A 24,993-nucleotide genomic window follows, 5' to 3' on the forward strand; every position below is an offset into this window, starting at 1 on the left:
GTCGGAACTGTCGGATCTGTAAGGTCGGTCGACGCGGCTTACGAGCCGATCGTCAGCGTCTTGAGCATCAGCGTCTTCGCGGTGTTCAGCGTCTCGACGTTGGCCTGGTACGAGCGCGACGCCGAAATCATGTTCACCATCTCCTGCACCGGATCGACGTTCGGCATCTGCACGTAGCCGTTCGCGTCGGCGGCCGGGTTCGACGGGTCGTAGGTCGACTTCATCGGCGACGGGTCGTCCATCACCTTCGTCACGCGCACGCCGCCCACGCCCTGGCCGGACGCGGTGCGCGCGCCGCCGATCGGGTCGGTCGCGAACACGACCTGCTTGGCCTTGTACGGCTTGCCGTCGGGGCCGGTCGCGCTGTCGGCGTTCGCGAGGTTCGACGCGGTGACGTTCAGGCGCTGCGACTGCGCGGACAGCGCCGAGCCGGCGACGCCGAAGATGTTCATCAACGAGGGCATGGAAGCTCCTTTTGCTCGGATTCGGAGGCGGTGCGCGCCGTCACTGGTTCGTCGTGATCGCGGCGATCATCGCCTTGATCTGCTGGGTCATCACGGTCATCCCGGTCTGGTAGTGCAGCGCGTTGTTCGCGAACTGCACGCGCTCGACGTCGAGATCGACCGTGTTGCCGTCGAGCGACGGCTGCAGCGGCATCCGGTACTGCGCGCGGCCGTAGTCGTCCGACGGTCCGCCCGTCGGGATCAGCTTCGCGGTGCCGGCCATATGGCCCGCCGCCGTCGACACCATCGACATGCCGCTCGTCACGCCGGCCGGCTGCGTCATCGGCAGTTGCGCGGCGTTGCTCGGCGCAAGGCCGCCGCCCGCCTGCTTCAGCGAGCGCGCGAGCGTCGACGCGAAATCGACGTCGCGGGCCTGGTAGCCGGGCGTGTCGGAGTTCGCGATGTTCGACGACAGCAGTTCCTGCCGATAGGCGCGCACGTCCAGCGCCTGTCGGCCGAACGCGAATTCCGCATCGAGTTTGTCCAGCATGTGTGCGTCTCTCCGTATGAAGCGCTGCACGCCCCTCGCGCCGGATGGCGACCCAAGAGGCTTTTTTCCATGACAGCGATGGTAGGCGTCGGACGCAACCGGCAATCGGGCGAATAACGCGGCAAAGGCCCCCTCTATTCATCGTTTGCGCGACGGCCCGGCTCCCTAGAATGCGAAGCGGAGCAACGGATCGGGGATACGGCGATGACTGGCAGCGCACTTCGCGGAAGGAACGGGCGGCTCACGCACGTCCGGCGTGCGTTTGCGCTCGCCGCGGCGCTGTGGATCGCCGCCCCGGCCGCGCACGCGGACGACGGGATGATCGTGATTCCAGGGCGCGGCGAGACGGCCGAAACCGCGCTTGCGCATGCCAATGCGGCGAGCGGCGGGCAGTTCGGCGGGAATGCGGCGATCGCGCCGGGTTCGGGCCTGGCGCCGGACGCGGGTCGCACGGCGAGCGGCACAAGCGCCGCCGCGGCCGGCACCGGCTACGCGCCGCAACCGGCCGGCACGATGGTCGTGACGACCGTCCCGCCGCCGGCTCCCGCGCCGGCCCCAGCGCCTCGCCCCGTCTATGCAGCCGCCCGCGCGAACGCCGGATACGGCGCGCCGCGCGCGGCCGATCCGAACGCGATCGCGACGGTCGTCGCCGGCACGGCCGAGCCCGCGTCGAATCCCGTACGGCCGCCCCAGCAGCCGGCCATCGCCGCGCGCATGGCGGCGGCCCGCGCCGCGTCGGCCGCGCCGGCGCCGCGCGCAACCCCGGTTTCAGCCAACCCGGCCCAGCCCGTGACGCCGCCCGGCCAGCAGGATCCCGAGTCGATCCGGCGCGCGGCCCTCGCGTTCCTGCAGCAACAGATCGCCGGCCTGCCCGGCAAGACCACCGTGACGGTCACGACCGCGTTTCCGCGCGGGCTCGCCGCGTGCACGACGCTCGAGCCGTTCCTGCCGACCGGCGCGCGCCTGTGGGGCCGCACGACGGTCGGCGTGCGCTGCGCGGGCGAGCGGCCGTGGACCGTCTACCTGCAGGCGAAAGTCGCCGTGCAGGCCACCTATTACGTCGCCGCGCGCCAGATCGCGCCCGGCGAGCCGCTCTCCGCGGCCGACCTGGTCGCCCGCGACGGCGACCTGACGGTGCTGCCGCTCGCGGTGATCACCGATCCGGCGCAGGCGATCGGCGCGACCGCGCTCGCGCGCATCTCGGCCGGGCTGCCGCTGCGGCAGGATCTGCTGAAGAGCGCGGCGTCGGTGTCGGCCGGCCAGACGGTGCGGGTCGTCGCGGCCGGGCCCGGTTTCACGATTTCGGCCGAGGGCAGCGCGCTGGCGAACGCGGCGCCGGGCCAGTCGGTACGGGTGCGGATGGCGGCGGGCCAGATCGTCACGGCGATCGTCAAGGACGCCGGCACCGTGGAAATTCCGCTGTAGGGACGGATCTAGCGGAAAGAATGTAAAGAATTGTTTATTCGGAGCATTTCGGGCTCGCGATGCTAAAGTTCGGGCCGACCCGGCCGTTATCTGGGTCAAACCGAACAGGAAACCCATCGTGAAGATCGATTCCACTCCGAACCCGAGCCCCGTGGCGCCGACCGGCAACGGCGCGACCCGTGCGCCATCCGGCACGGCCTCGTCCTCGTCCGCGCAGGCGGCCGACGCAGGATCGACCGGCGGCGACACGACCGTGAACCTGTCGGGTCTGTCCGGCCAGCTGCGTTCGGTATCCGCGTCCGGCAACGGCGATATCGACACGGGCCTGGTCCAGTCGATCAAGGACGCGCTGAACAACGGCACGCTGAAGATCGACGCGAACAAGATCGCCGACGGCGTATTGAATACCGCCCGCGAGCTGCTGCAGCAGCAGCGCCCGGGCAGCTGAAGCCGGCCTCGCGAGGCCGGTCCCCCGGTTTGCCGGCGCTCACCCGCGCCGGCGCGACGAGCATGACGCGATGAGAGAAGAGCTGCTGGCCACGGTCAACGACGAACACGCGACGGTCGAGGCGTTCGCGTCCCTGCTCGTCTACGAGGAAAAGGCACTGACGACGGCCGAGCCGCTCGAGATGCTGCCCGGGATCGTCGAAAAGAAAAGCGCGCTGATCGACCGGCTCGCGCAGCTCGAACGCACGCGCGATACGCAGCTTTCCGCGCTCGGCTTTCCGTCCGGCAAGAAGGGGATGGACCAGGCCGCCGAACGCGATGCCCGCCTCGCCGGCCGCTGGCAGTTGCTGCAGCAGTCCGCCGAACGCGCGCGCCAGGCCAATGCGAACAACGGGATGCTGATCCGGATCCGGATGGACTACAACGAGCGTGCGCTCGCGGTGCTGCGCTCGGCCCCCGCGCCGGCCGGCGTCTACGGCCCCGACGGGCGCGTGTCGGCACTCACGCGCTGACATCGCGCCGCGCGACCGCCCGGCGGCCGCGCCCCTGCCTGCTTCCTCGTTACAACAGCGGACACGCGGTGACCTGCGTGCCGCGCTCCACGCACAGCCGCTCGTAGTCGCGCAGGTACGCGCGCTCGCCGTCGTCCAGCAGGTCGAGATCGATCAGGTCCCAGTCGTAGCCGACCGTCACGATGTTCTCGAACGTCACGGTATCCGGCTGCGCGTCGTCCTGGCGGATGATCACGATGTTCTCGATCCGCACGCCGCCCTTGCCCTGCACGTAGATGCCCGGTTCGACCGAAATCACCGCATTCGGCACGAGCCCGTACTTCGCCCCCGGCGCGAACCGCACGCCGCCCTCGTGCACGTGAATCCCGACGCCGTGCCCGGTGCCGTGGCCGAAATCGTGGCCGTGGTCGCGGCACACCTGCCGCACGAGCGCATCGACGTCGCCGCCCTTTGCCGTGCTCGGGAAGCGCGTGACGAGCCCCTTGATGCACGCCTTCAGCGCGACCGTGTAGATCTCGCGCTGCCACGGCTGCGCGACCGTATCCGGGCGGGTCCGGCGCAGCACCACGCGCGTGCAGTCCGTCGCGAAGCCGGCTTCGTAATAGGCGCCGCTGTCGAGCAGCACGAGTTCGCCTTCCGTCAGCTCGACGTCGGCGCTCGCCGCCGTGTAGTGCGCGAACGCGCTGTTCGCGCCGTTTGCCGCGATCGACGGAAACGTCAGCGCCACCGCCGAACGCGCGCCGTATGCGTCGTTGATCGCGCGCGCCAGGTCGTATTCGGTATGGCGTGCGCCCGGCTCGCCGGCCTTCGCCCAGCGCATCGTCTCGGCGATCGCCGCGGAGCTGCGCGCGAACGCGTCGCGGAACCGGTCGAGCACCGCCGGCGTCTTGCCGGCCCGCATCGCTTCGACCGGGTTGAAGTCGGCATGCCGCGCCTGCGGCCACACCCGCTTCACCGCGTCGACGAGCGCGCAGTTCACCGATTCGAAGCCGTAGCACACATGCTCGACCGCGAACTGAGCCAGAAAGCGCTCGAGCGCCGCGACATCGCGCCGGATCACCTGCAGCGCCGGATACGACTCGAGCGCGACCTCGCAGCGGTCGCAGCCTTCCGGCAGGAACAACGCCACCTGCCCGCCGACCGCGAACAGGAAGCCGAGGTGCGACGACGCATTCGGGATGTGATAGCCACGGCTGTTCAGCAGATACGCGAGATCGTCCGACGCGCACGTGAAGAACGCGGTCTTGCCGTCCGGTGCGCCGGTATGCGCGGCGAGCTGGCGGTTCAGTGCGTCGAGGTTCTGCGCGACGCTCAGGCCGGTCATCGATTCCGGCACCTCGAAGATCGGCCGCTCGACGACCCAGCCCGGCAGTGCGATCGCGCGATCGATCTCGCGCTCGGCGAGGCTCGTCCAGTCGAGCGACACCGCCTGCGTCTGTTCGAACAGGCGATCGCGCTGCGCGACGCTGATCCGCAGCGCGTCGTAGCCGACCCGCGCGAGCCGGCTCCCGTGCGCGACCAGCCAGTCGGCCATCGCCTGCCAGATCGTCACGTTCATCCCGAGCTTCTCGATGCGCACGCGCGCCGGATCGCACTGCTGCTCGGCCTGCAGGTGATAACGGCCGTCGACGAACAGCACGAACGGGGGCAGATCGAGCGCCTGCGCGGTCGCCGCGCTCAGGAAGATCCCGCAGCCCGCCGAGCCGTCGAAACCCGACAGCGCGTAGCGCGGGTTGTTGCTGCGCGGCAGGTACTCGGTCACGTATTCGTCCTGCGACGTGACCAGCACCGCGTCGAGCCGCGTGGCGTCGAGCAGGCGTGACAGGCCTGCCTGAGTATCGGCGACGGATGCGTCGTACGGGGGAAGGCCGGAGAAGCTGTATTTCAGTCGATCGATCATCGGAAGCCCGTTATGCGTTGTTGTCGGCGGCCGGCGGTGACGCGGCGGGGAGCAAGCCCGAGGCAGGCCTGACACGGCACGGCGTCGCTGCACGGTCGGCGCTCGACCCCGCATGGCGCCGGGCCACCGTTCCGTTCCGGCGGCAGGCCCTTGAAAAAATTTCGTCCCACTTAACTTTGTTTGATACGCGCAGCAGAATCTAGAGCACGCCGAAATTGAGGTCAAGCTAAAATTTTCGTAGGGCTAAAATCGGCGTGGCGCCTGCGCATCCCGGCACAACGTCAATTCACCCGGCGACACCGCGCGGTACAATTCGCCGGCATCGCCGCCCCGACGGCCGTGCTTCGTGCGATGCGCGGAATTCCCTGTTCGGCGACTGCACCGCCCGTCCGCCCGCCTCCCGACTCGTTGCCACGAAAGAGATTCATGGATTCAGACCTCATGCTTATCGGCCAGCGCATTCGCCGCCTGCGCCGGGAAGCGAAGAAGACACTGCTGGAAGTCGCGACCGAAGCGAAGCTGTCGGTCGGGTTCCTGTCCCAGGTCGAGCGCCACCTCACGGGCATCTCGCTGTCGTCGCTCGTCAACGTCGCGAAGGCGCTCGGCGTGCCGCTCAGCGCGCTGATCGACCAGCCGCGCCAGGCCCAGCCCGATTCTCACGAGGGCCGCCGCAAGCCGTACGCGCTCGACGCCAAGTCGCAGTGGTACGAACGCCTGTCCACCACGTTCGACGGCAGCCAGATCAATGCGCTCAAGGTGCAGATGATGGAAGGCTACCGCTCGGAATGGGTCGCGCACGGCGGCGACGAATTCGTGTACGTGCTGGCCGGCCGGATCTGCTACACGGTCGGCAAGAAGGATTACCCGCTGTCGCCCGGCGACTCGCTGCACTTCGACGCGCGCAAGCGGCACCGGGTCGCCAACGTGGGCGACGGGCCGGCCGAGGTGATCGCGGTCGGCACGCTGCCGCTGTTCGACGACCGTGGCGCCGGGTTCGTGTCCGCGACGATGGACCTCGGGAAACCGGCGCCCGTCGCGCGTGCGACACCGGCCGAGCCGCGCGCGAGCCGCCGCGGGCCGGCGCCCAAGCGGGCGGAGCGCGATCGTGACGCTGGCGCGGCACGCCCCGCCAGCGCAGCAGGAAAAGAAAAGAAGGGTACGACCAAGCCGCGCGCCTCCGCCGGCAAACGCCCCGCGGCCGCCAAGCCGGCGCGCAAGAAGAAGTCGTAACGGTTGTCGGGCGGGAGGCGCGCGATGCGCGCCCTTCCCGTCGCCCCTATTCGCCGATCTCGAGCGCCTGCGCGACGGCCTCGATCCGTGCGCGATGCACGGCTTCCTTGATCTTCTCCGTATCGTTGCCGATGCCGCGCGCGATCGCGCCGGCATCGACGCTGCGCGCGGCCGCGAGCGCGACGCGCAGCCGCTCGGCCTGCGGATACGGCTGGGCTTCGAGCCCGAGCCGCCCGCGCGCATCCGATTCGCACGCCTGCAGCATCTCGGCGAAACGCGCCGGCTTGCGCAGCGCGTCGCTGCGCTCGAAGAGCCGTACCAATGCCGCCGCGCCCATCTCCATCACGCGATGCAGGTTGCCGTGCTCGCGTGCGACCACGAGCGCGAGATCGCGGCATTCGTTCGGCACGCGCAGCCGCTCGCACAACGGCTTGAGCAGGTCGACGCTGCGCCCCTCGTGGCCGACGTGGCGCGGCAGCACGTCGGCCGGCGTCGTCGCCTTGCCGAGATCGTGCGTGAGCGCCGCGAAGCGCACCGGCAGCGAATAGCCCTGCTTCGCCGCATAGTCGACGACCATCATCACGTGCACGCCCGTGTCGACCTCCGGGTGGTAGTCGGCGCGCTGCGGCACGCCCCACAGCGCATCGACTTCGGGCAGGATGCGCGCGAGCGCGCCGCAGTCGCGCAGCACCGCGAACATCCGCGACGGCTTCGCCTCCATCAGCCCGCGCGCGATTTCCTGCCACACGCGTTCGGGCACGAGCGCGTCGACTTCGCCCGCGTCGACCATCCGCCGCATCAGCGCGAGCGTTTCATCCGCGACCGTGAAATCCGCGAACCGCGCGGCGAAGCGCGCGATGCGCAGGATCCGCACCGGATCCTCGACGAACGCGTCGCTCACATGCCGGAACACGCGCGCGCGCAGGTCGGCCTGCCCGTCGAACGGATCGATCACGGGCCCGACCAGCTCGCCCTCCGGATTCACCTCGCGCGCCATCGCATTGATCGTCAGGTCGCGCCGCGCGAGATCCTCGTCGAGCGTCACGTCCGGCGCGTAGTGGAACTGGAAGCCGTGATAGCCGGCCGCCGTCTTGCGCTCGGTGCGCGCGAGCGCGTATTCCTCCTGCGTCCGCGGATGCAGGAATACCGGGAAATCCTTGCCGACCGGCCGGAAGCCCTGCGCGGCCATCTGCTCGGGGGTCGCGCCCACCACCACGTAGTCGCGGTCCTGCACGGGCACGCCGAGCAATGCGTCGCGGATGGCGCCGCCTACTGCGTAGATGTTCATGGCCGGGGCTCGTATTCGGCGATCACGTTCGTTTCGCGGCGCGCGGCGTCGATCCACCGCTGGACGGCCGGCAGCGCCGTCACACGGGCCGCATAGCCGGCCGCTTCCGGCGACAGACCCGGCGCGTACGTGTTGAAGCGCATCACGACGGGCGCATACATCGCATCGGCGATCCCGAATTCGCCGAACAGGAACGGCCCGCCCGACGCCTCGAGACACTCGCTCCACAGCGCATCGATGCGCGCGACATCGGCGAGCGCCTCGGGGGTCGCGCCGCGCCCCGGCATCGACGCGCGCACGTTCATGCCCATTTGCGTGCGCAGCGCGCCGAAGCCCGAATGCATCTCGGCCGCGACGCAGCGCGCATGCACGCGCTCGAGCGGATCGGCCGGCCACATCGGGAACTGCGGATAGCGTTCGGCGAGCGTTTCGGCGATCGCGAGCGAATCCCAGATCGCGACGCCGTGGTCGTCGACCAGGCACGGCACCTTGCCGGACGGCGAATACTCGAGGATGCGCGCGGCCGTGTCATCGTGGCGCAGCTCGATCGCGATCTCGTCGAACGGGATGCCGAAATGCGCGAGCAGCAGCCACGGACGCATCGACCACGACGAGTAGTTCTTGTCTCCAATGACGAGTTTCATGACGGGGTTCCGGAAGACGCAAAAGGGGAAAGGAAAGGGGCCGGACGACGGCAACCCGCGCGAGCGCTAGCGGCGCGAACGGAACCAGTCGAACCGGGAGCGCTGCGCGGCATGGCCGAGATACGCGGGCGCGATGCTTTCGAGACTCGCGGGCGAGATCCCGAGTTCCGGCGCGAGCGGCCCCGACAGCACGTTCGGCACCGACATCGTCGCAAGATTGTCGCGCGTGAGCACGGGCTCGCCGGGCAGCCATTCGAACACGCGCGCCTGCAGCCGCGCGAGCGCGTCGGGCAGCCGCACGATGCGTGCCTGCCGGCCGACCAGCGTGCCGCAATAGCGCACCAGCTGCTCGAGCGTGTAGACGGTCGGGCCGCCGAGTTCGTAGGTCTTGCCGTGTGCGCCCACGAGATCGAGCGTGTTGACGAACGCGCGTACGACGTCGCCGACGAACACCGGCTGGAAGCGCGCATCGGGCATCGCGAGCGGCAGCACGGGCACCGTGCGCTGCAGGTTCGCGAACGTGTTGAGGAACGCATCGCCGGGGCCGAACACGACCGACGGGCGGAAGATCGTCAGCGCGAGCGAATCGGTCGCCGCGATCGCATGCAGCGCGGCCTCGCCGTCGCCCTTCGAGCGCTGGTACATGCTCGCGCCGCGCGAATCGGCGCCGAGCGCGCTCATGTGCAGCACGCGCTGCACGCCGACCTCGGTACAGGCGGTCGCGAGCGCGGCCGGCAGCGTGACGTGTGCGCGCTCGAAGCCGGGCCCGTACGGCGTGCCGCGGCCGCCGTGCAGCACGCCGACGAGGTTGATCGCCGCGTGCGCACCGGCGACGAAGCGCGCGAGCGTGCGCGTGTCGAGCCCTTCGAGCTCGACGATTTCGACCGGCAGCATCTGCAGGTGACGCGCGTGGTCGCGCCGGCGCGTGCCGATCCGGACCTGCTTGCCGGATTCGATCAGCGCATTGACGAGCCGGCTGCCGATGAAGCCGGTGCCGCCCAGCAGCGCGACGGTCTGGCGATCCATGTTCGAAGCCTCAAAAGAACACTGCCGCGTCTCGCGCGGCAGTGTGAAGATTGCGGATCAGGGCGAGATCATGCCTAGACGTTTCTTCAACGACTGCGGTTTGCCCTCGAAGAGCGCCGCGTAGTAGACGGTGTTCGACAGCACGTTCTTCACGTAGTCGCGCGTCTCGTTGAACGGAATCGTTTCTGCGAAGATCGCGCCTTCGACCGGCTGCGTCAACACCTGGCGCCACTGGCGCGGCCGGCCCGGGCCCGCGTTGTAGCCGGCCGTGGCGAGCACCGGCGAGCTGTCGAAGTTGTTGTAGATGTCCGCCAGATACCAGGTGCCGAGCTGGATGTTGGTATCGATGTCGTGCATCTGCGCGCGCGAGATCGTGCCCATGCCGAGCTTCTTCGCGACCATCTGCGCGGTGGCCGGCATCAGCTGCATCAGGCCGCCCGCGCCCACCGACGAACGCGCGCTCGTGATGAAGCGCGATTCCTGGCGGATCAGCCCGTACGCCCATTCGATGTCGAGGCCCGTCGATTGCGCGTAGCGCTCGACGATATTTCGGTACGGCGACGGGTAGCGCAGCGTGAAATCGTGCTCGGCCTTCGTGCGGTCGGCCGTGTTGACCGTGCGGTCGAGCAGCTCGACGCGCTTGCCGTATTCGGCCGCGGCCAGCAGCTGGCGATCGGTCATCCCGCGCAGCGGCCAGTTCCATTCGCGGTTGCCTTCGAGGCGCAGGTTCAGTGCATAGAAACGCTGCGCGAGCGCGAAGCCCGGAATCTTGCTCATCGCGTCGATCTCGGCGTCGCTCACCTTCGTGCGCGGCGGGATCGACGTACGCTGGCCGAGCTCTTCGCCGGCGAGCTGCCCGTAGAAGTTGAACTGGCCGGCGACCTGCTCGAATTCCTGGTTCGCCTGCAGCGTGTCGCCGCTCTGCTTGAGCGCGCGCGCATGCCAGTAGATCCACGCCGGATCGTCGCGCAGCGACGGCGGCATCTGCTCGATCGACCAGCGCACCATCGGCCAGTTGCCGGCGAGCAGCGCGGCGCGCGTGCGCCATTCGTAGCCCGGGTTCGACAGCGGCGCGTTCGCGGATTTCGCATACCAGACCGACGCGAGCGGCGAGCGCTTGATCGCGCCCTGGTAGCCGATCGCGCCCCACGCGATCGCCTGTTCCGGCTTGGTCAGCGACGGCGCGACCGACGTCAGCATCCCGGCGGCGGCGTCCGGATCGTTGCGCGCCATGCGGCTGAGCGCAATCAGTGCAAGCTGGTGCGACGTCGCGTCGGCACCGACGCCGCGCGCGAGGTACAGCGGCGGCGCGCTCGTCGCCTGGTCGAAGCCGACTGGGCGCGGGCCGAGCGCATCGACGATCTTGCCGCCGAGCGTCGTGTAGTTCTGTTCGTACGCGAGGCGCGCCTGCTGCCACACGTCGTCGCTCGTGAACTGCTGGTTGACCGTCAGCGCGGTGATCAGGTCGACGCACGCGTCGCCGTAGTTCTTCGGCTCGACGAGCAGCGCACGCGCCGCATCGGCGACGTTCTCGCCGCGCGAGGCGCGCGATTCGAGCGCGTAGCACTTCACCTGCGTGTCGTCGTCGAGCACGAAGCGCTTGTATTGATCGTCGAAGTTGCGCCAGTCGTGGCGCGCGCCGAGCACGAGCAGATAGTCGTTGCGCAGGCGGTCGGCGATCGCCTGGCCGTCGTAGCGCTGCAGGAACGACTGCACGGGCGCGTCCGGCGCGTCCACGCGCGCGCGGCCCGTCGAATCGAACAGCTGCGGCTTGATCTGGAAATACTCGACGTAGGACGGGACCGGATAATTCGGGATCATCGACGCGAGCTGCGCGGCTTTCGCGGCGTCGTTGCGGCGTGCGGCTTCACGAAGCTGCACGAAGGTCTGGTCGTCCCCGGAGACCGTATCGTCGTTCGGTGCGGCGCACGCGGCCGTGCCCGCGACGAGCGCGGTGGCCGAAAGCGTCAGCGCGACCGCGCGATATACTCGGAAAAGGCTGTTCGACATCGTTTTGAATGGAGCGCGAAGTGAGCGAAAGCATAGCACGCAACCCTGTGCCAAACCCGAAGGTTGCGCTACGCAAAACGCTGTCCGGCGCGCGGCGCGACGCCGCGTCGCAACCCGCCGCGAACGCCGCGCTCGACGCGCGGCTGCGCACGCTGCTGGATCGGCTCGCCCCGCGCACGGTCGGGTTCTACTGGCCGCTGCCGGGCGAATTCGATGCGCGCGACGCGGTGCTCGGCTGGTGCGCGGCCGGTGCCGGCCGGCAGGCCGCGCTGCCAGTGATCGACGAGCGGCACACGCCGCTCGAGTTCCATGCGTGGGATCCGCACACGCCGATGCGCGAAGGTCATCACCGGATTCCGGAACCGGCGTCGGGAATCGTCGTCGTGCCCGACCTGTTGCTGATTCCCTGTGTGGGATTCGATCTGCAGCGCTACCGGCTCGGCTACGGCGGCGGCTACTACGACCGCACGCTCGCCGCGTGGCCGGGCAGCGCGCCGCCCGTGACGGTCGGCATCGCCTATGAAGCGTGCCGTGTCGATGCGCTGCCGGCCGAAGCGCACGATCTCTCGCTGCACTGGATCGTGACCGACGGCGCGCTCTACCCGGCCGCCGGATGAAGCGGCGGGCGGCGCCGCGTCCGTCGTCGCATGCCCGTCAGCGCAACGCCACGCGCTTTCCTTGCCGCAACCGTTTACAGCGACGCCGCCGCGCGCGCGGCCGTGTCGTACAGGCCCGACGCGTGGCGCAGCAACTGCGCCGCGTCGCCGATCTGCTCGTTGGTGAGCCCGCTGTCCTTCAGCGTCTCGATCAGGCAGTGCTCGCGCACCTCGCGATACTTCTGGCACAGGTCACGGCCGGCGTCGGTCGCGAAGAAGAACACTTCCTTGCCGTTCTTCTCGCTCTTCACATAGCCGCGGGCGATCAGTTTTTTGAGCGCATAGGTCGCGACGTGCGTATCCTCGATATTGAGCACGAAGCAGATGTCGGCGAGCTTCTTCTTGCGTTCGCGATGGCTGACGTGATGCAGCAGCGACACCTCGACCGCCGTCATGTCCTTCGCGCCGGCCGCCGACATGCAACGCACCATCCACCGGTTGAACGCGTTGCCTGCCATGATGAGCCCGTATTCGAGCTCCGACAGCTCCGCGCTCGAATCGGAAACGAGGTGTTCGGATGACACGATCTTGGTCGCAGGACGCTTCATGGAAAGGCGGCGCAAGCCGGATGACAGGGTGTGCCGAGTGTACGCCAGAAGCCCCGACATACGAGCTAGGCGAAAACGCTTATTGGGAAGTTGTCGATATTTTATTGACAATGTGCGCTAACATTGCCGTCCGAACCGTGCCAGTCCGATGACGCAACCCCGCATTTATCCGCTCGGCGATGCCGCCCTCGTCTGCGAGGTGCCGCCGCCCGCCACGCTCGATTGCCAGCGCCGCGTCTGGGCCGTTGCCGAGGCCGCGCGCGCGTGGCCCGACGTGATCGACGTCGTGCCCGGCATGAACAATCTGACGATCGTATTCGACGCGCTCGCCACGACGGCCGAGTCGCTCACGCCGGCGCTGCGCGACGCGTGGGAAACCGCCGACGTCGAGCACGCGGACGGCCGCGAGGTCGAGATCCCGGTCGAGTACGGCGGCGCCGCCGGCCCCGATCTTCCGGCCGTCGCCGCGCATACCGGCCTGTCGGCCGACGAGGTCGTCGCACGTCACGCGGCCGGCGCCTACGTCGTGTTCTTCGTCGGCTTCCAGCCGGGCTTCGCGTATCTCGGCGGGCTCGACGCCGCGCTGCACACGCCGCGCCGCGCGGCGCCGCGCCTCGAGGTGCCGGCCGGCTCGGTCGGCATCGGTGGCGCACAGACGGGCATCTACCCGGCCACGTCGCCCGGCGGCTGGCAACTGATCGGCCGCACGTCGCACGTGCTGTTCGATCCGGCGCGGCCGCAGCCGACGCTGCTGCTGCCCGGCGACCGCGTGCGCTTCACCATTGCCGGAGTCGACGCACGATGACCCAGAGCAACGCACCGGGCACCATCGAGGTGGTGCGGGCCGGCCCGCTGTCGACCGTGCAGGATCTCGGGCGCCGCGGCGCGCGCCATCTCGGCGTCGCGCAGGGCGGCGCGCTCGACGGCCTCGCGCTCGAGGTCGGCAACCGGCTGGTCGGCAACCGCCCCGACGCGGCGGCCGTCGAAATCACGATCGGCCCGGCCGCCTTCCGCTTCCCGCGCGCCACCCGCATCGCGATCACCGGCACCGAGTTCGGTGCAACACTCGACGGCCGGCGCGTATATTCATGGTGGAGCCTGCCGGTCGAGGCCGGGCAGACGCTCGTGCTGCCGGCCGCGAAACGCGGGATGCGCGGCTACCTGTGCATCGCGGGCGGCATCGACGTGCTGCCGATGCTCGGCTCGCGCAGCACCGATCTCGCATCGCGCTTCGGCGGCCTCGGCGGCCGCGCGCTGCGCGACGGCGATCGCCTCCCGGTCGGCGTGCTTCCGGCCGGAATGGGGTGCCTCGCGGCCGATGCGCCCGAATTCGGGGTAAAGGCGCCGGCGTGGTGCGCGTTCGTGCGCGTCGACGAACCGCCGCGCCGCCACCGCCCCGCGCATGCGCCGTGGGCCATGCCCGTGCGCGTGCTGCCGGGCCCCGACTACGCATCGTTCGCCGCCGATTCGCAGCAGGCATTCTGGGATGAGGAATGGCTTGTCACGGCGAACAGCAATCGTATGGGCTATCGGCTAGCCGGCGCCGAGCTCATGCGCGAGCGGCCGGCCGAGCTGCTGTCGCACGCGGTGCTGCCCGGCACGATCCAGGTGCCGCCGAACGGCCAGCCGATCGTGCTGATGCACGACGCGCAGACCACCGGCGGCTACCCGAAGATCGGCACGGTGATCCGTGCGGACCTGTGGAAACTCGCGCAGGCGCGGCTCAACCTGCCGATCCGCTTCGTGCGCACGACACCCGACGCCGCGCGCGCCGCCCTGACCGCAGAACGTGCCTATCTGCGGCAGATCGACGTGGCGATCGACATGCGCGAGGAAGCGCGCCGCCGCGCCGAATCGCGCGCGGCGTGACAATGGCGGTAGCGGTACCGCAGGCAGTAGCAGTAACGAAGACGGGCCACGCAATCAGTGGACGAGGAACATCATGGAAATCGATCTGAATGCCGATCTCGGCGAAGGATGCGGTTCGGACGAGGCGCTGCTCGACCTCGTGACGTCCGCGAACATCGCATGCGGGTGGCATGCGGGCGGTGCGAACGCAATGCGCGACTGCGTGCGCTGGGCCGTGCAGAAAGGCGTGGCGATCGGCGCGCATCCGAGCTTTCACGATCCGGAGAATTTCGGCCGCAAGGAAATGCAGCTGCCGGCCGGCGACATCTATGCGGGCGTGCTGTACCAGCTCGGCGCGCTGTCGGCGATCGCGCAGGCCGAGGGCGGGCGCATCGCGCACGTGAAGCCGCACGGCGCGCTGTACAACCAGGCCGCGCGCGACCCGATGATCGCCGATGCGGTGGTGTCCGCGGTCCGCGATTTCGATCCGTCGCTCGCGGTGTTCGGGCTCGCGAACAGCGTGTTCGTCGCGGCCGCGCGGCACGCGGGGCTCGCTGCGGTGGAAGAAGTGTTCGCCGATCGCGGCTACCGCGCGGACGGCTCGCTCGTGCCGCGCAACCAGCCCGGCGCGCTCGTCGACGACGAGGACACGATGATCGCGCGCACGCTGGACATGGTGCGCAGCCGGCAAGTCCGCGCGATCGGCGGCGAATGGGTGATGCTCAATGCGCAGACCGTCTGCCTGCACGGCGACGGGCCGCATGCGCTGGCGTTCGCGAAACGGATTCGCGCCGCGCTCGAAGCGGTGGGTGTCGACGTGGTCGCGCCCGGCCTGCTGCAGGCCGACGAACGCGCCTGATCCGGATCCGGCCATCGCGCGCGAGCGCACAATAATCCGTCGCACAAAAGAAAAAAGCGCCCTCGTGGCGCTTTTCCGTTGGCGCAATCGCTGCGGCTTCGCCGTCTGTCGATTCTCGCCCCCCGAAACCGTCTTGCGACGGTGACCGGAAAAATCTTCCGGATTAAAAAACGTCCGCCGCCGCCCGATCACTGCCTTTCCCCGGTGGGACGACGGAACGCTGCTTATCCCGCAAGTCGGCCTGCATGCCTTGTTGTTGTCCGACGATGATTGGCCCCGCCGTACATGCAGACACTTCCGCGGCCGGCACGTACATCACGTGCCGGCAACGCGCTAACCCCGCGCTTTATTTTCTGCTACCCCGTAGAACTTTTTCTATTCTTTTCATTTTTTCAACTTGTGGAATGAAGAATAGATATTGGCAGATCGGGATGTCAATCGTTTGAAACGCTATTTTCCGACGAATCGAGGGTTTTCCTTATCGAATAGCGTGCCCATACAAGCGTTTGACGCCGGTCGCGCGACGTCGATCAAACAGGGGAGGATCGGTTCGGGCGCGACGGTGACGTTCAGTTCGCGTCGACGCTGTAACCTTGTTGACGCAACAATTCGAGCACGCCGCGCGGGCCGCCCAGATGCAGCGCGCCGATCGCGACGAACAGCGGCCGGTTCGGTGCGGCGATTGCCGTCATCCGTGCAACGAAGCGGCGGTTGCGCTCGTACACGATCTTGTTGTCGATCGACGCCGACAACGCCTTCGACCGCGCGAGCCGTTCACTCTTCGCGACCGCCCATGCCGAGATCGCATCGGCGTCGCCAATTCGCCACAGCCGGTGCAGCGACTTGATGTCGTCGGCGTTCTGCGCGGGCGTCTGCACCATGTCCTGCGCGAGCATCTCGCGCTGCTCGGCCAGCGTCAGCCCGGTGAACGCGCGCATCTGTTCGGCGAGCGTCTCGAGCCCGATCACGCGGCCGCCCTTCTTCTTCAGGAACACGTTCTGCAGCTGCGCCTCGGTGCCGTACTCGGTCTGCAGGCCGGCCGACAGCGAATCGTAGGTCTCGACGACGAGCGCCGCGAGCCACGGCCGCATCTTGCGGATCTCGGTGAGCGCGGCCGGATTGCCGCGCAGACGCGCCGCGAGCCGCTGCCACAGCGGCTCCGGCAGCAGGCGCTGCAGGCACGGGTAGCGGCAGACGCCATACTTCGACACGTCGTCCTGCGATTCGAGCAGGTCGTCGGGCGACAGCTCGAGCGCGAGCGTCGGCGACGCGGCGAGCGCCGCGAGGATGCGCGGCCGGAACGGCTGCGCGCTCGGGTAATCGGACGGATCGCCGGTGTGCAGCGTGCCGAGCACGTACAGCGTGACCTTGCCCTTGGTCGCGACGTAGAACGGCATGCGCGCGGGCTGCACGCGCACGGTGCCGCGCGATACCGTGCCGTCCGACACGGCGGGGGCGTGGAAGCCCGGCAGGCTCATGCCGGGCGGCGGGACTTGCGATGGATGGATCGGTGAAGTGGCCGGCGCGCGCCCTTCGGCGCGCGCGGTTTCGACGGGAACCACGAGGCTGGCCGCCACGCACGCGCCGGCCAGCGCCGCGCCCGTGACGGTACGCACGCTCCAGCGCCGCGCGTAGCGGTACGCGCGCATCACGCGCGCGCTGCTTGCCCCCGCACGGCGCACGCCGGACGCGCGCGCCGCCAACGCTTCAGGCATTCGCCTCCCCTACCTCCTCGGCCCGATGGCAGGCTACGCGCCGGCCGTCTACCTCACGCAGCTGCGGCTCCTCCGCACGGCAGCGCTCGACCGCATACGGGCAGCGCTGGTGGAACGCGCAGCCCGACGGCGGATTGAGCGGCGACGGCAATTCGCCCTGCAGCTTGATCTGCACGCGACGGTCTTCCTCGAAGATCGCCGGCGTCGCCGACATCAGCGCGCGCGTGTACGGATGGCGCGGCCGTGCGTAGATCGTCGCCTTGTCGCCGAGCTCGGCGACGCTGCCGAAATACATCACCATCACGTCGTCCGCAACGTGCTCGACCACCGCGAGGTTGTGCGAGATGAACACGTAGCTGGTCTTGAACTGCTCCTGCAGATCCATGAACAGGTTCAGGATCTGCGCCTGGATCGACACGTCGAGCGCGGACACCGGCTCGTCGGCGACGACGATGCGCGGATCGAGGATCATCGCGCGCGCGATCGCGACGCGCTGGCGCTGGCCGCCCGAGAACATGTGCGGATAGCGCTTCGCGTGCTCGGGCCGCAGGCCGACCGTGCGCATGATCTGCGCGATGCGCTGCGCGCGTTCGGCGGCCGTCAGGTTCGCGTTGATCTCGAGCGGCTCGGAGAGCGTCTGCTCGACGGTCTTGCGCGGGTTCAGCGACGCGAACGGGTTCTGGAACACCATCTGCACGCGGCGGCGCAGGTCGGCGACCGTCTCGCGGCTTGCGCCGGCGACGTTCTTGCCGTCGATCGTCAGGCTGCCCGACGTGGGCGTTTCGATCATCGTCAGCTGGCGCGCGAGCGTCGACTTCCCGCAGCCCGATTCGCCGACGACGGCGAGCGTCTTGCCGCGCTTCAGCGAGAACGACACGCCGTTCAGCGCCTTCACCGTGCCCTGCCCGAACATCCCGCGCTTCACCGAATAGTGCTTCGCGAGGCCGTCGGCCACCAGTACGGCGTCCTCGTCGTGCGAAGTGGCACGCGCTTGATTGACTGCATTCATCGTGCACCTCCCGTCAGGTCGAGGTTGGAAACGTTGAGCGGCTTGATGCAGCGTGCGCGCATCGCATCGTTGCCGGACACCAGCGTGTCGAGCGCCGGCCGCGCCTTGCGGCAGTCGTCGACGACGTACTTGCAGCGCGGCGCGAACAGGCACCCGGACGGGCGATCATCGCGGCCCGGTACCATGCCGGGCAATGCGGCAAGGCGACGCGCCCCCTTATTGTGCTCGGGAATCGCCGCGAGCAGCGCTTCGGTGTACGGATGATGCGGCGCGCGGAAGATGTCGGGCACGCGGTTGGTCTCGATCACCTCGCCCGCATACATCACCGCGACGCGCTGCGCGACTTCCGACACCACGGCCAGATCGTGCGAGATCAGCACGAGCGCCATCCCGCGCTCCTTCTGCAGCTTCACGAGCAGATCCATGATCTGCGCCTGGATCGTCACGTCGAGCGCGGTGGTCGGCTCGTCGGCGATCAGCAGCTTCGGGTTGCACGCAACCGCCATCGCGATCATCACGCGCTGGTTCATCCCGCCCGACATCTGGTGCGGGAACGACGCGATGCGGTTCTTCGCGTCGGGAATGCCGACCTGGTCGAGCAGTTCGAGCGCGCGCCGGTGCAGCGCGTCGCCGCGCAGCCCTTCGTGCAGCTTCAGCACCTCCTTGATCTGGTAGCCGACCGTGTAGCTCGGGTTCAGGCTCGTCAGCGCATCCTGGAACACCATCGCGATGTCCTTGCCGACGATCTTGCGGCGCGCCTTCGGCGATGCTTTCAGCAGGTCGACGCCGTTGAACGTGACTTCATCTGCCGTCACCTTGCCCGGTGCGTCGATCAGGCCCATCAGCGCCATCATCGTCACGCTCTTGCCCGAGCCCGATTCGCCGACGACGCCCACCACCTCGCCCGGCGCGATCGACAGGTTGATCCGGTCGACCGCGGGCAGGCCATTGAAGTTCACCGCGAGATTGCGGATGGTCAGAAGATCTTGTGTCATTTGTGTCATGTCACGCCATCCGTTTCAGCTTGGGATCGAGCGCGTCGCGCAGCCCGTCGCCGAGCAGGTTGATCGCGAGCACCGAAATCAGGATCGACAGGCCCGGCATCGTCACGATCCACCATGCGTTGTCGATGTAGTCACGCGCGGACGCCAGCATCGCGCCCCACTCGGCGGTCGGCGGTTGCACGCCGAGGCCGAGGAAGCCGAGCGCGGCCGCGTCGAGGATTGCCGACGAGAAGCCGAGCGTCGCCTGCACGATCAGCGGCGCCGTGCAGTTCGGCAGCACCTGCGAGAACATCAGGCGCAGCGTGCCGGCACCGGCCACGCGCGACGCCGTCACGTACTCCTTCTGCAGCTCGCCGAGCGCCGATGCACGCGTGAGGCGCACATAGGCCGGCAGCGCGACGATCGCGATCGCGAGCATCGTGTTGGTGAGGCCCGGGCCGATGATCGCGACGACCGCGACCGCGAGCAGCAGCGACGGCAGCGCGAGCAGCACGTCCATGATGCGCATCACCGGCGTGTCGGCCCATTTCTGGAAGAACGCGGCGACGAGCCCGAGCACGATGCCGGGGATCAGCGCGAGCACGACCGACACGAAGCCGATCCAGAACGACATCCGCGCGCCGTACATCAGGCGCGAAAGAATGTCGCGGCCCGCTTCGTCGGTGCCGAGGATGAATTTCCAGTTGCCGCCGTCGAGCCAGGCGGGCGGGATCTTCACGAAATCGCGGTATTGCTCGGCCGGGTTGTGCGGCGCGAGCAGCGGGGCGAGCAGCGCGACCAGGATCAGCACGATCACGACGATGCCGGCGCCGACCGCACCGCGGTTGCGCGAGAAGTTGGCCCAGAACTCGCGCAGCGCGAGCGCACGGCCGCCGGCCGGCGCGGATTCGGTCGGCAAGGTATTTTGCAGATTGCTCATGGGATTACCTCGTGTGGCGGATGCGCGGATTCAGCACGCCGTACAGCAGGTCGACGACCAGGTTCACGACGATGACGAGCGTCGCGATCAACAGGATGCCGCCCTGGACGACCGGATAGTCGCGGCGGCCGATCGCATCGATCAGCCACTTGCCGACACCGGGCCACGAAAAGAGCGTCTCGGTCAGCACGGCGCCCGCGAGCAGCGTGCCGATCTGCAGGCCGATCACGGTGACGACCGGGATCAGCGCATTGCGCAGCGCATGCACGACCACCACGCGCGCGGGCGACAGCCCCTTCGCGCGTGCGGTGCGGATGTAGTCCTCGCGCAGCACTTCGAGCATCGACGAACGCGTCATCCGCGCGATCACCGCGAGCGGAATCGTGCCGAGCACGATCGCGGGCAGGATCAGGTGGCTGACCGCCGACTTGAACGAGCCTTCATCGGGCGCGAGCAGCGCGTCGATCAGCATGAAGCCCGTCGGGTGCGGGAAGTCGTATTCGACGGCGATGCGCCCCGACACGGGCGTCCAGCCGAGGTACGACGAAAACACCATGATGAGGATCAGCCCCCACCAGAAGATCGGCATCGAGTAGCCGGTGAGCGCGGTGCCCATCACGCCATGGTCGACGACCGAGCCGCGCCGCAACGCCGCGATCACGCCGGCCGGCAGCCCGACCGCGAGCGCGAACACGAGCGCGCACAGCGACAGTTCGACGGTCGCCGGGAAGCGCGCGAAGAACTCGCCCGCGACGCTCGTGTTGGTGATGATCGACGTGCCGAGGTCGCCATGCAGCGCCCGGCCGATGTAGTGGAGGTACTGCATGGGCAGCGGCTGGTCGAGCCCGAGGCGTTTCATCGCCTCTGCATGCATGGCGGGATCGACGCCGCGCTCGCCCATCATCACTTCGATGGGGTCGCCCGGTATCAGGTGAATCAGCGCAAACGCCAGGATGGTGATGCCGATGAAAGTCGGGATCACCATGCCCACGCGGCGCAACACGAATGTGAACATGATGCGTCTCGTATTTTCTTGTGGGAAATGTGCGACCGGCGACGGGAAGCTTTTGGCCTCCCGCCGCCGGATGAATTAGCCGGTCTCGGTCTTCGTAGACAGCTTACGCCGGGCGTGTTACTTCACGCTAACACCGTCGAAGCGGACATAGCCGAGCGGCTCGATACGCATGTCGGCCACGTTCTTGCGCACCGGCTGGTAGACCGTCGAGTTCGCGATCGGCGAGAACGGCAGCTGTTGCGCGAAGATCTGCTGAGCCTGCGTGTAGAGCTTCGTCCGCGCGTCCTGGCCCGTCGTCGTGCGACCCTTCTGAATCAGCTCGTCGAACGGCTTGTAGCACCAGTGCGAGAAGTTGTTGCCCTTGATCGCTTCGCAGCCGAGCAGCGTGCCGAGCCAGTTGTCCGGGTCGCCGTTGTCGCCCGTCCAGCCGATCAGCATCGTGTCCTGCTCGCCCGCGTGCGCGCGCTTGATGTACTCGCCCCACTCGTACGTGACGATCTTGGCCTTCACGCCGATCTTCGCCCAGTCGGCCTGGATCATCTCGGCCATCAGGCGGGCGTTCGGGTTGTACGCGCGCTGCACCGGCATCGCCCACAGCGTGATGTCGAAACCGTTCGGATAGCCGGCCTTCGCGAGCAGCGCCTTCGCCTTCGCGGTGTCGTTCGGCGCCATCTTCAGGTTCTTGTCGTACGACCATTGGGTCGGCGGCATCGGCGCGGAAGCAGCCTGGCCTGCACCCTGGTAGACGGACTCGAGGATCGCCTTCTTGTTGATCGCCATGTCGAGCGCCTGACGCACCTCGAGCTTGTCGACCGGCTTGTGCTCGACGTTGTACGCGAGATAGCCGAGGTTGAAGCCTGCCTGCGACGGCATGTCGACGCCGGCATCGGCCTTCAGCGTCGCGATGTCGGCCGGACGCGGATAGCTCATCACCTGGCATTCGTTGCGCTTGATCTTCTGCACGCGCACGCCCGGATCGGGCGTGATCGAGAAGATCAGCTTCGAGATCTTCACTTCGCCCTTCTTCCAGTAATCAGGATTGCCGTCGAATCGGATCGTCGCATCCTTCGTGTAGCTGCGGAAGATGAACGGGCCCGTGCCGATCGGCTTCTGGTTGATGTCGGCGGCCTTGCCGGCCTTCATCAGCTGGTCGCCGTATTCGGCCGACAGGATCGATGCGAATTCCATCGCCATGTTCTGGATGAACGGCGCATTCGGCTCGGCGAGCGTGAACTTCACGGTGTACGGATCGACCTTCTCGACCTTCGTGATCAGCTTGTCGAGGCCCATGTCGGTGAAGTACGGGAACGACACCGGGTACGCCTTGCGGAACGCCTGGTTCGGGTCGAGCATGCGCTGGAACGTGAACAGCACGTCGTCCGCGTTGAATTCACGCGTCGGCTTGAAGAAGTCGGTCGTGTGGAACTTCACGCCGTGGCGCAGGTGGAACGTGTACACCTTGCCGTCCGACGACACATCCCACTTCTCGGCGAGGCCCGGCTCGACCTTCGTGCCGCCGCGCTCGAATTCGACGAGGCGGTTGTAGACGGTGAACGTGGCGGCGGTGAAATCGACGCCGGTCGTAAATTGCGCGGAATCAAAACCCGCCGGGCTGCCTTCTGAGCAGTAGACGAGAGTCTTGTTCGGGATCTGTGCGAATGCAGAGCCCGCGACGCCGAACGATGCCGCTGCCACGCCTGCAATGGCGGTAACACGCAGGGTGTGCAACAGACGGTTGTATTCCATGTTTCCTCCAGGTCTCCAGATCGGAACCGACCCGCCAGGGGCCGGTGTACGCGGATATTACTTGAGCTAACGATGTGGCAACAAGCTGGAGAAAAAACTCTTCTATATGCCTCGCCGGGTTTTTGCCGATGTTTAGTGGGGGTAAAAAAATGCGATAACGCGCGCGAGCGACAATTCCGTTCATCGCACGCAAGTTTCGTTCGATGACTAAACAAATCGGGCGCGAACACGAAGGGGCGACGCACCGTTTTCCCGAGTTCTGCAGCACATCATTGCGTTTTGCGAAACGATCCGATGACCGTCTTCAAATCGTCATGTCGTCACGCGGGTGCATCGAGGTCGGCGCTGCGCGCGGGCACGAACGCGACCGCGACGATCGACAGCGCGATCCCGGCCATCACATAGTAGGTCGGCGCGAGCGGCGTACCCGTGACCTTGATCAGCCACGTGACGATGAACTGCCCGAAGCCGCCGAACAGCATCACCGCGACGTTGTACGCGATCGACAACCCGGTCGAGCGCACGTTGGCCGGGAACAGCTCGGCGATCATCGCGCCGAACGGCCCGTAGTAGCCCGCGAGCGTGACCGACAGCACGGCCTGCACCGCGATCAGCCGCGCGATGCTCGGCGCGGCGTCGAGCCACGCGAACAGCGGATACATCAGCACGAGCGTCAGCGCCAGCGACCACAGCGACAGCCCCTTGCGGCCGATGCGGTCCGACCACGCGCCCGCGATCGGCGACAGCACCATCAGCAGCAGGTTGCCGACGATCACCGCGTAGAACGATTCCGCGTAGGGCAGCTTCAGCTGCTTCACCGCGAAGGTCGGCAGATAGCTGATCAGCACGTAGATCGTCACCGTCAGCGCGATCACCGAGCCGAGCCCGCACAGCACCTCGCGCGGGTGGCGCGTGAACACGTCGCGAAGCGTCGCGCGGCGCGCGTTCTGCTGCGCATGGAGGAACGCTTCGGAATCGGCGAGATGGCGGCGGATGTAGAAGCCGATCGGGCCGATCACGAGCCCGAGGATGAACGGCACGCGCCAGCCCCAGCTGCGCAGCGCATCGTGCGACAGCCCGCGCGTGATGGCCGCGCCGACGAGCGCGCCGATCAGCAGCGCGGCCGCCTGGCTCGCCATCTGCCAGCTGCCGTAGAAGCCGCGTTTCGAGAACGGTGCGGCCTCGATCAGCAGCGCCGTCGCGCTGCCGAATTCGCCGCCCGCGGAGAAGCCCTGCAGCAGCCGGCCAAGCACGATCAGGAGCGGGCCGCCGATGCCGATCGCCGCATAGGGCGGCGCGACCGCGAGCAGGAAGATGCCGGCCGTCATCAGCAGGATCACGAGCGACAGCGCGGCCTTGCGGCCGGCGCGATCCGCGTACAGCCCGAACACGATGCCGCCGATCGGGCGCATGAAGAACGCGACGCCGAACGTCGCGGTGGTCAGCAGCAGCGACGAGTATTCGCTGGAGGTCGGGAAAAACAGCTCGGCGATCACGACCGTCATGAAGCCGAACACCGTGAAGTCGTACCACTCGAGCGCATTGCCGATCACGGCGGCCGCGACTGCGCGCCGGTTCAGCGCACGCTCGGGCCGGATCGTTTTCGTTGAATTCGCAATCGTCGCCATGCGTGCCTCGTCCTCGTCAGTTCGCCGTGTCGGGCGGCGCGGCACGCGGGGTGCCCGCGGCGCGTTGGTTTGCAGCGAGTGTAGAAAGCGACGGAACCGTTTTCAAGCAATAAAAAACGCCCGCCATCTTTCGACGGCGGGCGTTTTGCGGTTTTCGCCACAATGCGGCATCGCACGATGCCGCACGGGCCTCAACCCATCTTCGAGAAGGCACTGCACCAGCCCTTCGCCGACACCTGCTTGCCGGGGAAGGCGCCGCACGGGCCCGAGGCCGAGCCCTTCTTGCCCTGGTACAGCATGCAGGCCGCACAATCCTGGCCCGCTGCGTACTTCGGGTACTTCGTCTTGTCGACCTTGGTGGCATCGGCCTTGTAGCCGAGCGCCACGGCGGTCGGATCGGTTTCCGACAGCATCGGCGCATCAGCCAGCGCTTCGCGCGACAGCGCCAGCGCGGACACCGCACCAATGCTCGTAATCAGGAAACTCCGACGGGATGTTTTCATGGGGGACTCGCTCCAACGTTATCGGTTTGAAAGCTGTTCTGGCGACAGCCGTTCGACAGAATAACGCT

24 protein-coding genes are annotated in these 24,993 nt (G+C 67.9%); 8 read left to right on the top strand and 16 right to left on the bottom strand.

The window, feature by feature from the left end:
• Positions 1-38: 38 nt before the first annotated feature.
• Together flgC and ACN8ZM_RS16240 are read right to left on the bottom strand one after the other, a co-directional pair.
• Positions 39-464: a flagellar basal body rod protein FlgC gene (gene flgC, locus ACN8ZM_RS16235; protein WP_021164156.1), complete on the bottom strand. Its 426-nt coding sequence runs from the start codon at positions 462-464 to the stop codon at positions 39-41.
• A 40-nt stretch (positions 465-504) separates the two neighbouring features.
• The gene (locus tag ACN8ZM_RS16240; protein ID WP_043184647.1) at positions 505-993 is read right to left on the bottom strand and encodes a flagellar basal body rod protein FlgB; all 489 of its coding nucleotides are present in this window, start codon (positions 991-993) and stop codon (positions 505-507) included.
• 204 nt (positions 994-1,197) lie between these two features.
• Between ACN8ZM_RS16240 and flgA the strand changes: the two genes are divergently transcribed.
• From flgA to ACN8ZM_RS16255, 3 genes are all read left to right on the top strand, one after another.
• Entirely contained in the window at positions 1,198-2,418 is a 1,221-nt protein-coding gene (gene flgA, locus ACN8ZM_RS16245; RefSeq protein WP_420210298.1) for a flagellar basal body P-ring formation chaperone FlgA, read from the top strand.
• 118 nt (positions 2,419-2,536) lie between these two features.
• The gene (flgM, locus tag ACN8ZM_RS16250; RefSeq protein WP_089451404.1) at positions 2,537-2,866 is read left to right on the top strand and encodes a flagellar biosynthesis anti-sigma factor FlgM; all 330 of its coding nucleotides are present in this window, start codon (positions 2,537-2,539) and stop codon (positions 2,864-2,866) included.
• A gap of 70 nt (positions 2,867-2,936) precedes the next feature.
• Complete coding sequence (locus tag ACN8ZM_RS16255; RefSeq protein WP_175026137.1) at positions 2,937-3,377, top strand: flagella synthesis protein FlgN; 441 nt, start codon at positions 2,937-2,939, stop codon at positions 3,375-3,377.
• 49 nt (positions 3,378-3,426) lie between these two features.
• On the opposite strand, the gene ACN8ZM_RS16260 is transcribed toward ACN8ZM_RS16255, so the two are convergent.
• Positions 3,427-5,277: a M24 family metallopeptidase gene (locus ACN8ZM_RS16260; protein ID WP_420210299.1), complete on the bottom strand. Its 1,851-nt coding sequence runs from the start codon at positions 5,275-5,277 to the stop codon at positions 3,427-3,429.
• A 426-nt stretch (positions 5,278-5,703) separates the two neighbouring features.
• Between ACN8ZM_RS16260 and ACN8ZM_RS16265 the strand changes: the two genes are divergently transcribed.
• Positions 5,704-6,507 carry a helix-turn-helix domain-containing protein gene (locus tag ACN8ZM_RS16265; protein WP_420210300.1) on the top strand — a complete coding sequence of 268 codons (804 nt, stop codon included), beginning with the start codon at positions 5,704-5,706 and terminating at the stop codon, positions 6,505-6,507.
• Positions 6,508-6,553: 46 nt separating this feature from the next.
• Here ACN8ZM_RS16265 and ACN8ZM_RS16270 read toward each other — a convergent pair whose 3' ends face one another.
• The 4 genes from ACN8ZM_RS16270 to ACN8ZM_RS16285 form a co-directional block, all read right to left on the bottom strand.
• Positions 6,554-7,795, bottom strand: coding sequence for a multifunctional CCA addition/repair protein (locus tag ACN8ZM_RS16270; RefSeq protein WP_043184655.1), 1,242 nt, complete (start codon positions 7,793-7,795; stop codon positions 6,554-6,556).
• Entirely contained in the window at positions 7,792-8,439 is a 648-nt protein-coding gene (locus ACN8ZM_RS16275; protein WP_043184656.1) for a glutathione S-transferase family protein, read from the bottom strand. Before ACN8ZM_RS16275 ends, ACN8ZM_RS16270 begins: the two co-directional genes overlap by 4 nt.
• A gap of 66 nt (positions 8,440-8,505) precedes the next feature.
• The gene (locus tag ACN8ZM_RS16280) at positions 8,506-9,465 is read right to left on the bottom strand and encodes a complex I NDUFA9 subunit family protein (RefSeq protein ID WP_043184657.1); all 960 of its coding nucleotides are present in this window, start codon (positions 9,463-9,465) and stop codon (positions 8,506-8,508) included.
• Between the two features lie 57 nt (positions 9,466-9,522).
• Positions 9,523-11,475: a lytic transglycosylase domain-containing protein gene (locus tag ACN8ZM_RS16285; RefSeq protein WP_089451410.1), complete on the bottom strand. Its 1,953-nt coding sequence runs from the start codon at positions 11,473-11,475 to the stop codon at positions 9,523-9,525.
• 8 nt (positions 11,476-11,483) lie between these two features.
• Between ACN8ZM_RS16285 and ACN8ZM_RS16290 the strand changes: the two genes are divergently transcribed.
• The gene (locus ACN8ZM_RS16290) at positions 11,484-12,092 is read left to right on the top strand and encodes a 5-formyltetrahydrofolate cyclo-ligase (RefSeq protein ID WP_301769690.1); all 609 of its coding nucleotides are present in this window, start codon (positions 11,484-11,486) and stop codon (positions 12,090-12,092) included.
• A 74-nt stretch (positions 12,093-12,166) separates the two neighbouring features.
• Here ACN8ZM_RS16290 and ACN8ZM_RS16295 read toward each other — a convergent pair whose 3' ends face one another.
• Positions 12,167-12,679, bottom strand: coding sequence for a winged helix DNA-binding protein (locus tag ACN8ZM_RS16295; protein WP_089451412.1), 513 nt, complete (start codon positions 12,677-12,679; stop codon positions 12,167-12,169).
• A gap of 148 nt (positions 12,680-12,827) precedes the next feature.
• Here ACN8ZM_RS16295 and pxpB point away from each other — a divergent pair, with 148 nt between their 5' ends.
• The 3 genes from pxpB to pxpA all read left to right on the top strand — a co-directional run bounded on the left by pxpB (position 12,828) and on the right by pxpA (position 15,386).
• On the top strand, positions 12,828-13,484 hold the full coding sequence (gene pxpB / locus ACN8ZM_RS16300; RefSeq protein WP_122946469.1) for a 5-oxoprolinase subunit PxpB: 657 nt from the start codon (positions 12,828-12,830) through the stop codon (positions 13,482-13,484).
• Positions 13,481-14,548 carry a biotin-dependent carboxyltransferase family protein gene (locus tag ACN8ZM_RS16305; RefSeq protein ID WP_089451414.1) on the top strand — a complete coding sequence of 356 codons (1,068 nt, stop codon included), beginning with the start codon at positions 13,481-13,483 and terminating at the stop codon, positions 14,546-14,548. The genes pxpB and ACN8ZM_RS16305 overlap by 4 nt, the downstream gene beginning before the upstream one ends.
• 73 nt (positions 14,549-14,621) lie before the next feature.
• Positions 14,622-15,386, top strand: coding sequence for a 5-oxoprolinase subunit PxpA (pxpA, locus tag ACN8ZM_RS16310; RefSeq protein ID WP_043184663.1), 765 nt, complete (start codon positions 14,622-14,624; stop codon positions 15,384-15,386).
• A 569-nt stretch (positions 15,387-15,955) separates the two neighbouring features.
• On the opposite strand, the gene ACN8ZM_RS16315 is transcribed toward pxpA, so the two are convergent.
• The 8 genes from ACN8ZM_RS16315 to ACN8ZM_RS16350 form a co-directional block, all read right to left on the bottom strand.
• Positions 15,956-17,101, bottom strand: a complete 1,146-nt coding sequence (locus tag ACN8ZM_RS16315) for a TraB/GumN family protein (RefSeq protein ID WP_043184664.1) — start codon at positions 17,099-17,101, stop codon at positions 15,956-15,958.
• Entirely contained in the window at positions 17,094-18,110 is a 1,017-nt protein-coding gene (locus tag ACN8ZM_RS16320) for a peptide ABC transporter ATP-binding protein (RefSeq protein ID WP_043184665.1), read from the bottom strand. Before ACN8ZM_RS16320 ends, ACN8ZM_RS16315 begins: the two co-directional genes overlap by 8 nt.
• Positions 18,107-19,105, bottom strand: a complete 999-nt coding sequence (locus ACN8ZM_RS16325) for an ABC transporter ATP-binding protein (protein WP_043185170.1) — start codon at positions 19,103-19,105, stop codon at positions 18,107-18,109. Before ACN8ZM_RS16325 ends, ACN8ZM_RS16320 begins: the two co-directional genes overlap by 4 nt.
• A gap of 10 nt (positions 19,106-19,115) precedes the next feature.
• Positions 19,116-20,033, bottom strand: a complete 918-nt coding sequence (locus tag ACN8ZM_RS16330; protein ID WP_043184666.1) for an ABC transporter permease subunit — start codon at positions 20,031-20,033, stop codon at positions 19,116-19,118.
• 4 nt (positions 20,034-20,037) lie between these two features.
• Positions 20,038-21,048 (bottom strand): ABC transporter permease subunit, encoded by a 1,011-nt coding sequence (locus tag ACN8ZM_RS16335; RefSeq protein ID WP_011353491.1) that lies wholly within the window; start codon positions 21,046-21,048, stop codon positions 20,038-20,040.
• 117 nt (positions 21,049-21,165) lie between these two features.
• Positions 21,166-22,794 (bottom strand): ABC transporter substrate-binding protein, encoded by a 1,629-nt coding sequence (locus ACN8ZM_RS16340; RefSeq protein WP_043184667.1) that lies wholly within the window; start codon positions 22,792-22,794, stop codon positions 21,166-21,168.
• A gap of 320 nt (positions 22,795-23,114) precedes the next feature.
• Entirely contained in the window at positions 23,115-24,422 is a 1,308-nt protein-coding gene (locus ACN8ZM_RS16345; RefSeq protein ID WP_043184668.1) for an MFS transporter, read from the bottom strand.
• 191 nt (positions 24,423-24,613) lie between these two features.
• Positions 24,614-24,925, bottom strand: a complete 312-nt coding sequence (locus ACN8ZM_RS16350; protein ID WP_021163765.1) for a high-potential iron-sulfur protein — start codon at positions 24,923-24,925, stop codon at positions 24,614-24,616.
• Positions 24,926-24,993: the final 68 nt, after the last annotated feature.

Origin of the sequence: Burkholderia aenigmatica (assembly GCF_048627025.1) — a bacterium.
Taxonomy (GTDB): domain Bacteria; phylum Pseudomonadota; class Gammaproteobacteria; order Burkholderiales; family Burkholderiaceae; genus Burkholderia; species Burkholderia aenigmatica.

Excerpts from the sequence above, each read along its gene's own strand:
- flgC (WP_021164156.1), bottom strand. The coding sequence starts at position 464 with ATGCCCTCGTTGATGAACATCTTCGGCGTCGCCGGCTCGGCGCTGTCC.
- ACN8ZM_RS16240 (WP_043184647.1), bottom strand. The coding sequence starts at position 993 with ATGCTGGACAAACTCGATGCGGAATTCGCGTTCGGCCGACAGGCGCTG.
- flgA (WP_420210298.1), top strand. The coding sequence starts at position 1,198 with ATGACTGGCAGCGCACTTCGCGGAAGGAACGGGCGGCTCACGCACGTC.
- ACN8ZM_RS16255 (WP_175026137.1), top strand. The coding sequence starts at position 2,937 with ATGAGAGAAGAGCTGCTGGCCACGGTCAACGACGAACACGCGACGGTC.
- ACN8ZM_RS16260 (WP_420210299.1), bottom strand. The coding sequence starts at position 5,277 with ATGATCGATCGACTGAAATACAGCTTCTCCGGCCTTCCCCCGTACGAC.
- ACN8ZM_RS16265 (WP_420210300.1), top strand. The coding sequence starts at position 5,704 with ATGGATTCAGACCTCATGCTTATCGGCCAGCGCATTCGCCGCCTGCGC.
- ACN8ZM_RS16270 (WP_043184655.1), bottom strand. The coding sequence starts at position 7,795 with ATGAACATCTACGCAGTAGGCGGCGCCATCCGCGACGCATTGCTCGGC.
- ACN8ZM_RS16275 (WP_043184656.1), bottom strand. The coding sequence starts at position 8,439 with ATGAAACTCGTCATTGGAGACAAGAACTACTCGTCGTGGTCGATGCGT.
- ACN8ZM_RS16280 (WP_043184657.1), bottom strand. The coding sequence starts at position 9,465 with ATGGATCGCCAGACCGTCGCGCTGCTGGGCGGCACCGGCTTCATCGGC.
- ACN8ZM_RS16285 (WP_089451410.1), bottom strand. The coding sequence starts at position 11,475 with ATGTCGAACAGCCTTTTCCGAGTATATCGCGCGGTCGCGCTGACGCTT.
- ACN8ZM_RS16290 (WP_301769690.1), top strand. The coding sequence starts at position 11,484 with ATGGAGCGCGAAGTGAGCGAAAGCATAGCACGCAACCCTGTGCCAAAC.
- ACN8ZM_RS16295 (WP_089451412.1), bottom strand. The coding sequence starts at position 12,679 with ATGAAGCGTCCTGCGACCAAGATCGTGTCATCCGAACACCTCGTTTCC.
- pxpB (WP_122946469.1), top strand. The coding sequence starts at position 12,828 with ATGACGCAACCCCGCATTTATCCGCTCGGCGATGCCGCCCTCGTCTGC.
- ACN8ZM_RS16305 (WP_089451414.1), top strand. The coding sequence starts at position 13,481 with ATGACCCAGAGCAACGCACCGGGCACCATCGAGGTGGTGCGGGCCGGC.
- pxpA (WP_043184663.1), top strand. The coding sequence starts at position 14,622 with ATGGAAATCGATCTGAATGCCGATCTCGGCGAAGGATGCGGTTCGGAC.
- ACN8ZM_RS16315 (WP_043184664.1), bottom strand. The coding sequence starts at position 17,101 with ATGCCTGAAGCGTTGGCGGCGCGCGCGTCCGGCGTGCGCCGTGCGGGG.
- ACN8ZM_RS16320 (WP_043184665.1), bottom strand. The coding sequence starts at position 18,110 with ATGAATGCAGTCAATCAAGCGCGTGCCACTTCGCACGACGAGGACGCC.
- ACN8ZM_RS16325 (WP_043185170.1), bottom strand. The coding sequence starts at position 19,105 with ATGACACAAGATCTTCTGACCATCCGCAATCTCGCGGTGAACTTCAAT.
- ACN8ZM_RS16330 (WP_043184666.1), bottom strand. The coding sequence starts at position 20,033 with ATGAGCAATCTGCAAAATACCTTGCCGACCGAATCCGCGCCGGCCGGC.
- ACN8ZM_RS16335 (WP_011353491.1), bottom strand. The coding sequence starts at position 21,048 with ATGTTCACATTCGTGTTGCGCCGCGTGGGCATGGTGATCCCGACTTTC.
- ACN8ZM_RS16340 (WP_043184667.1), bottom strand. The coding sequence starts at position 22,794 with ATGGAATACAACCGTCTGTTGCACACCCTGCGTGTTACCGCCATTGCA.
- ACN8ZM_RS16345 (WP_043184668.1), bottom strand. The coding sequence starts at position 24,422 with ATGGCGACGATTGCGAATTCAACGAAAACGATCCGGCCCGAGCGTGCG.
- ACN8ZM_RS16350 (WP_021163765.1), bottom strand. The coding sequence starts at position 24,925 with ATGAAAACATCCCGTCGGAGTTTCCTGATTACGAGCATTGGTGCGGTG.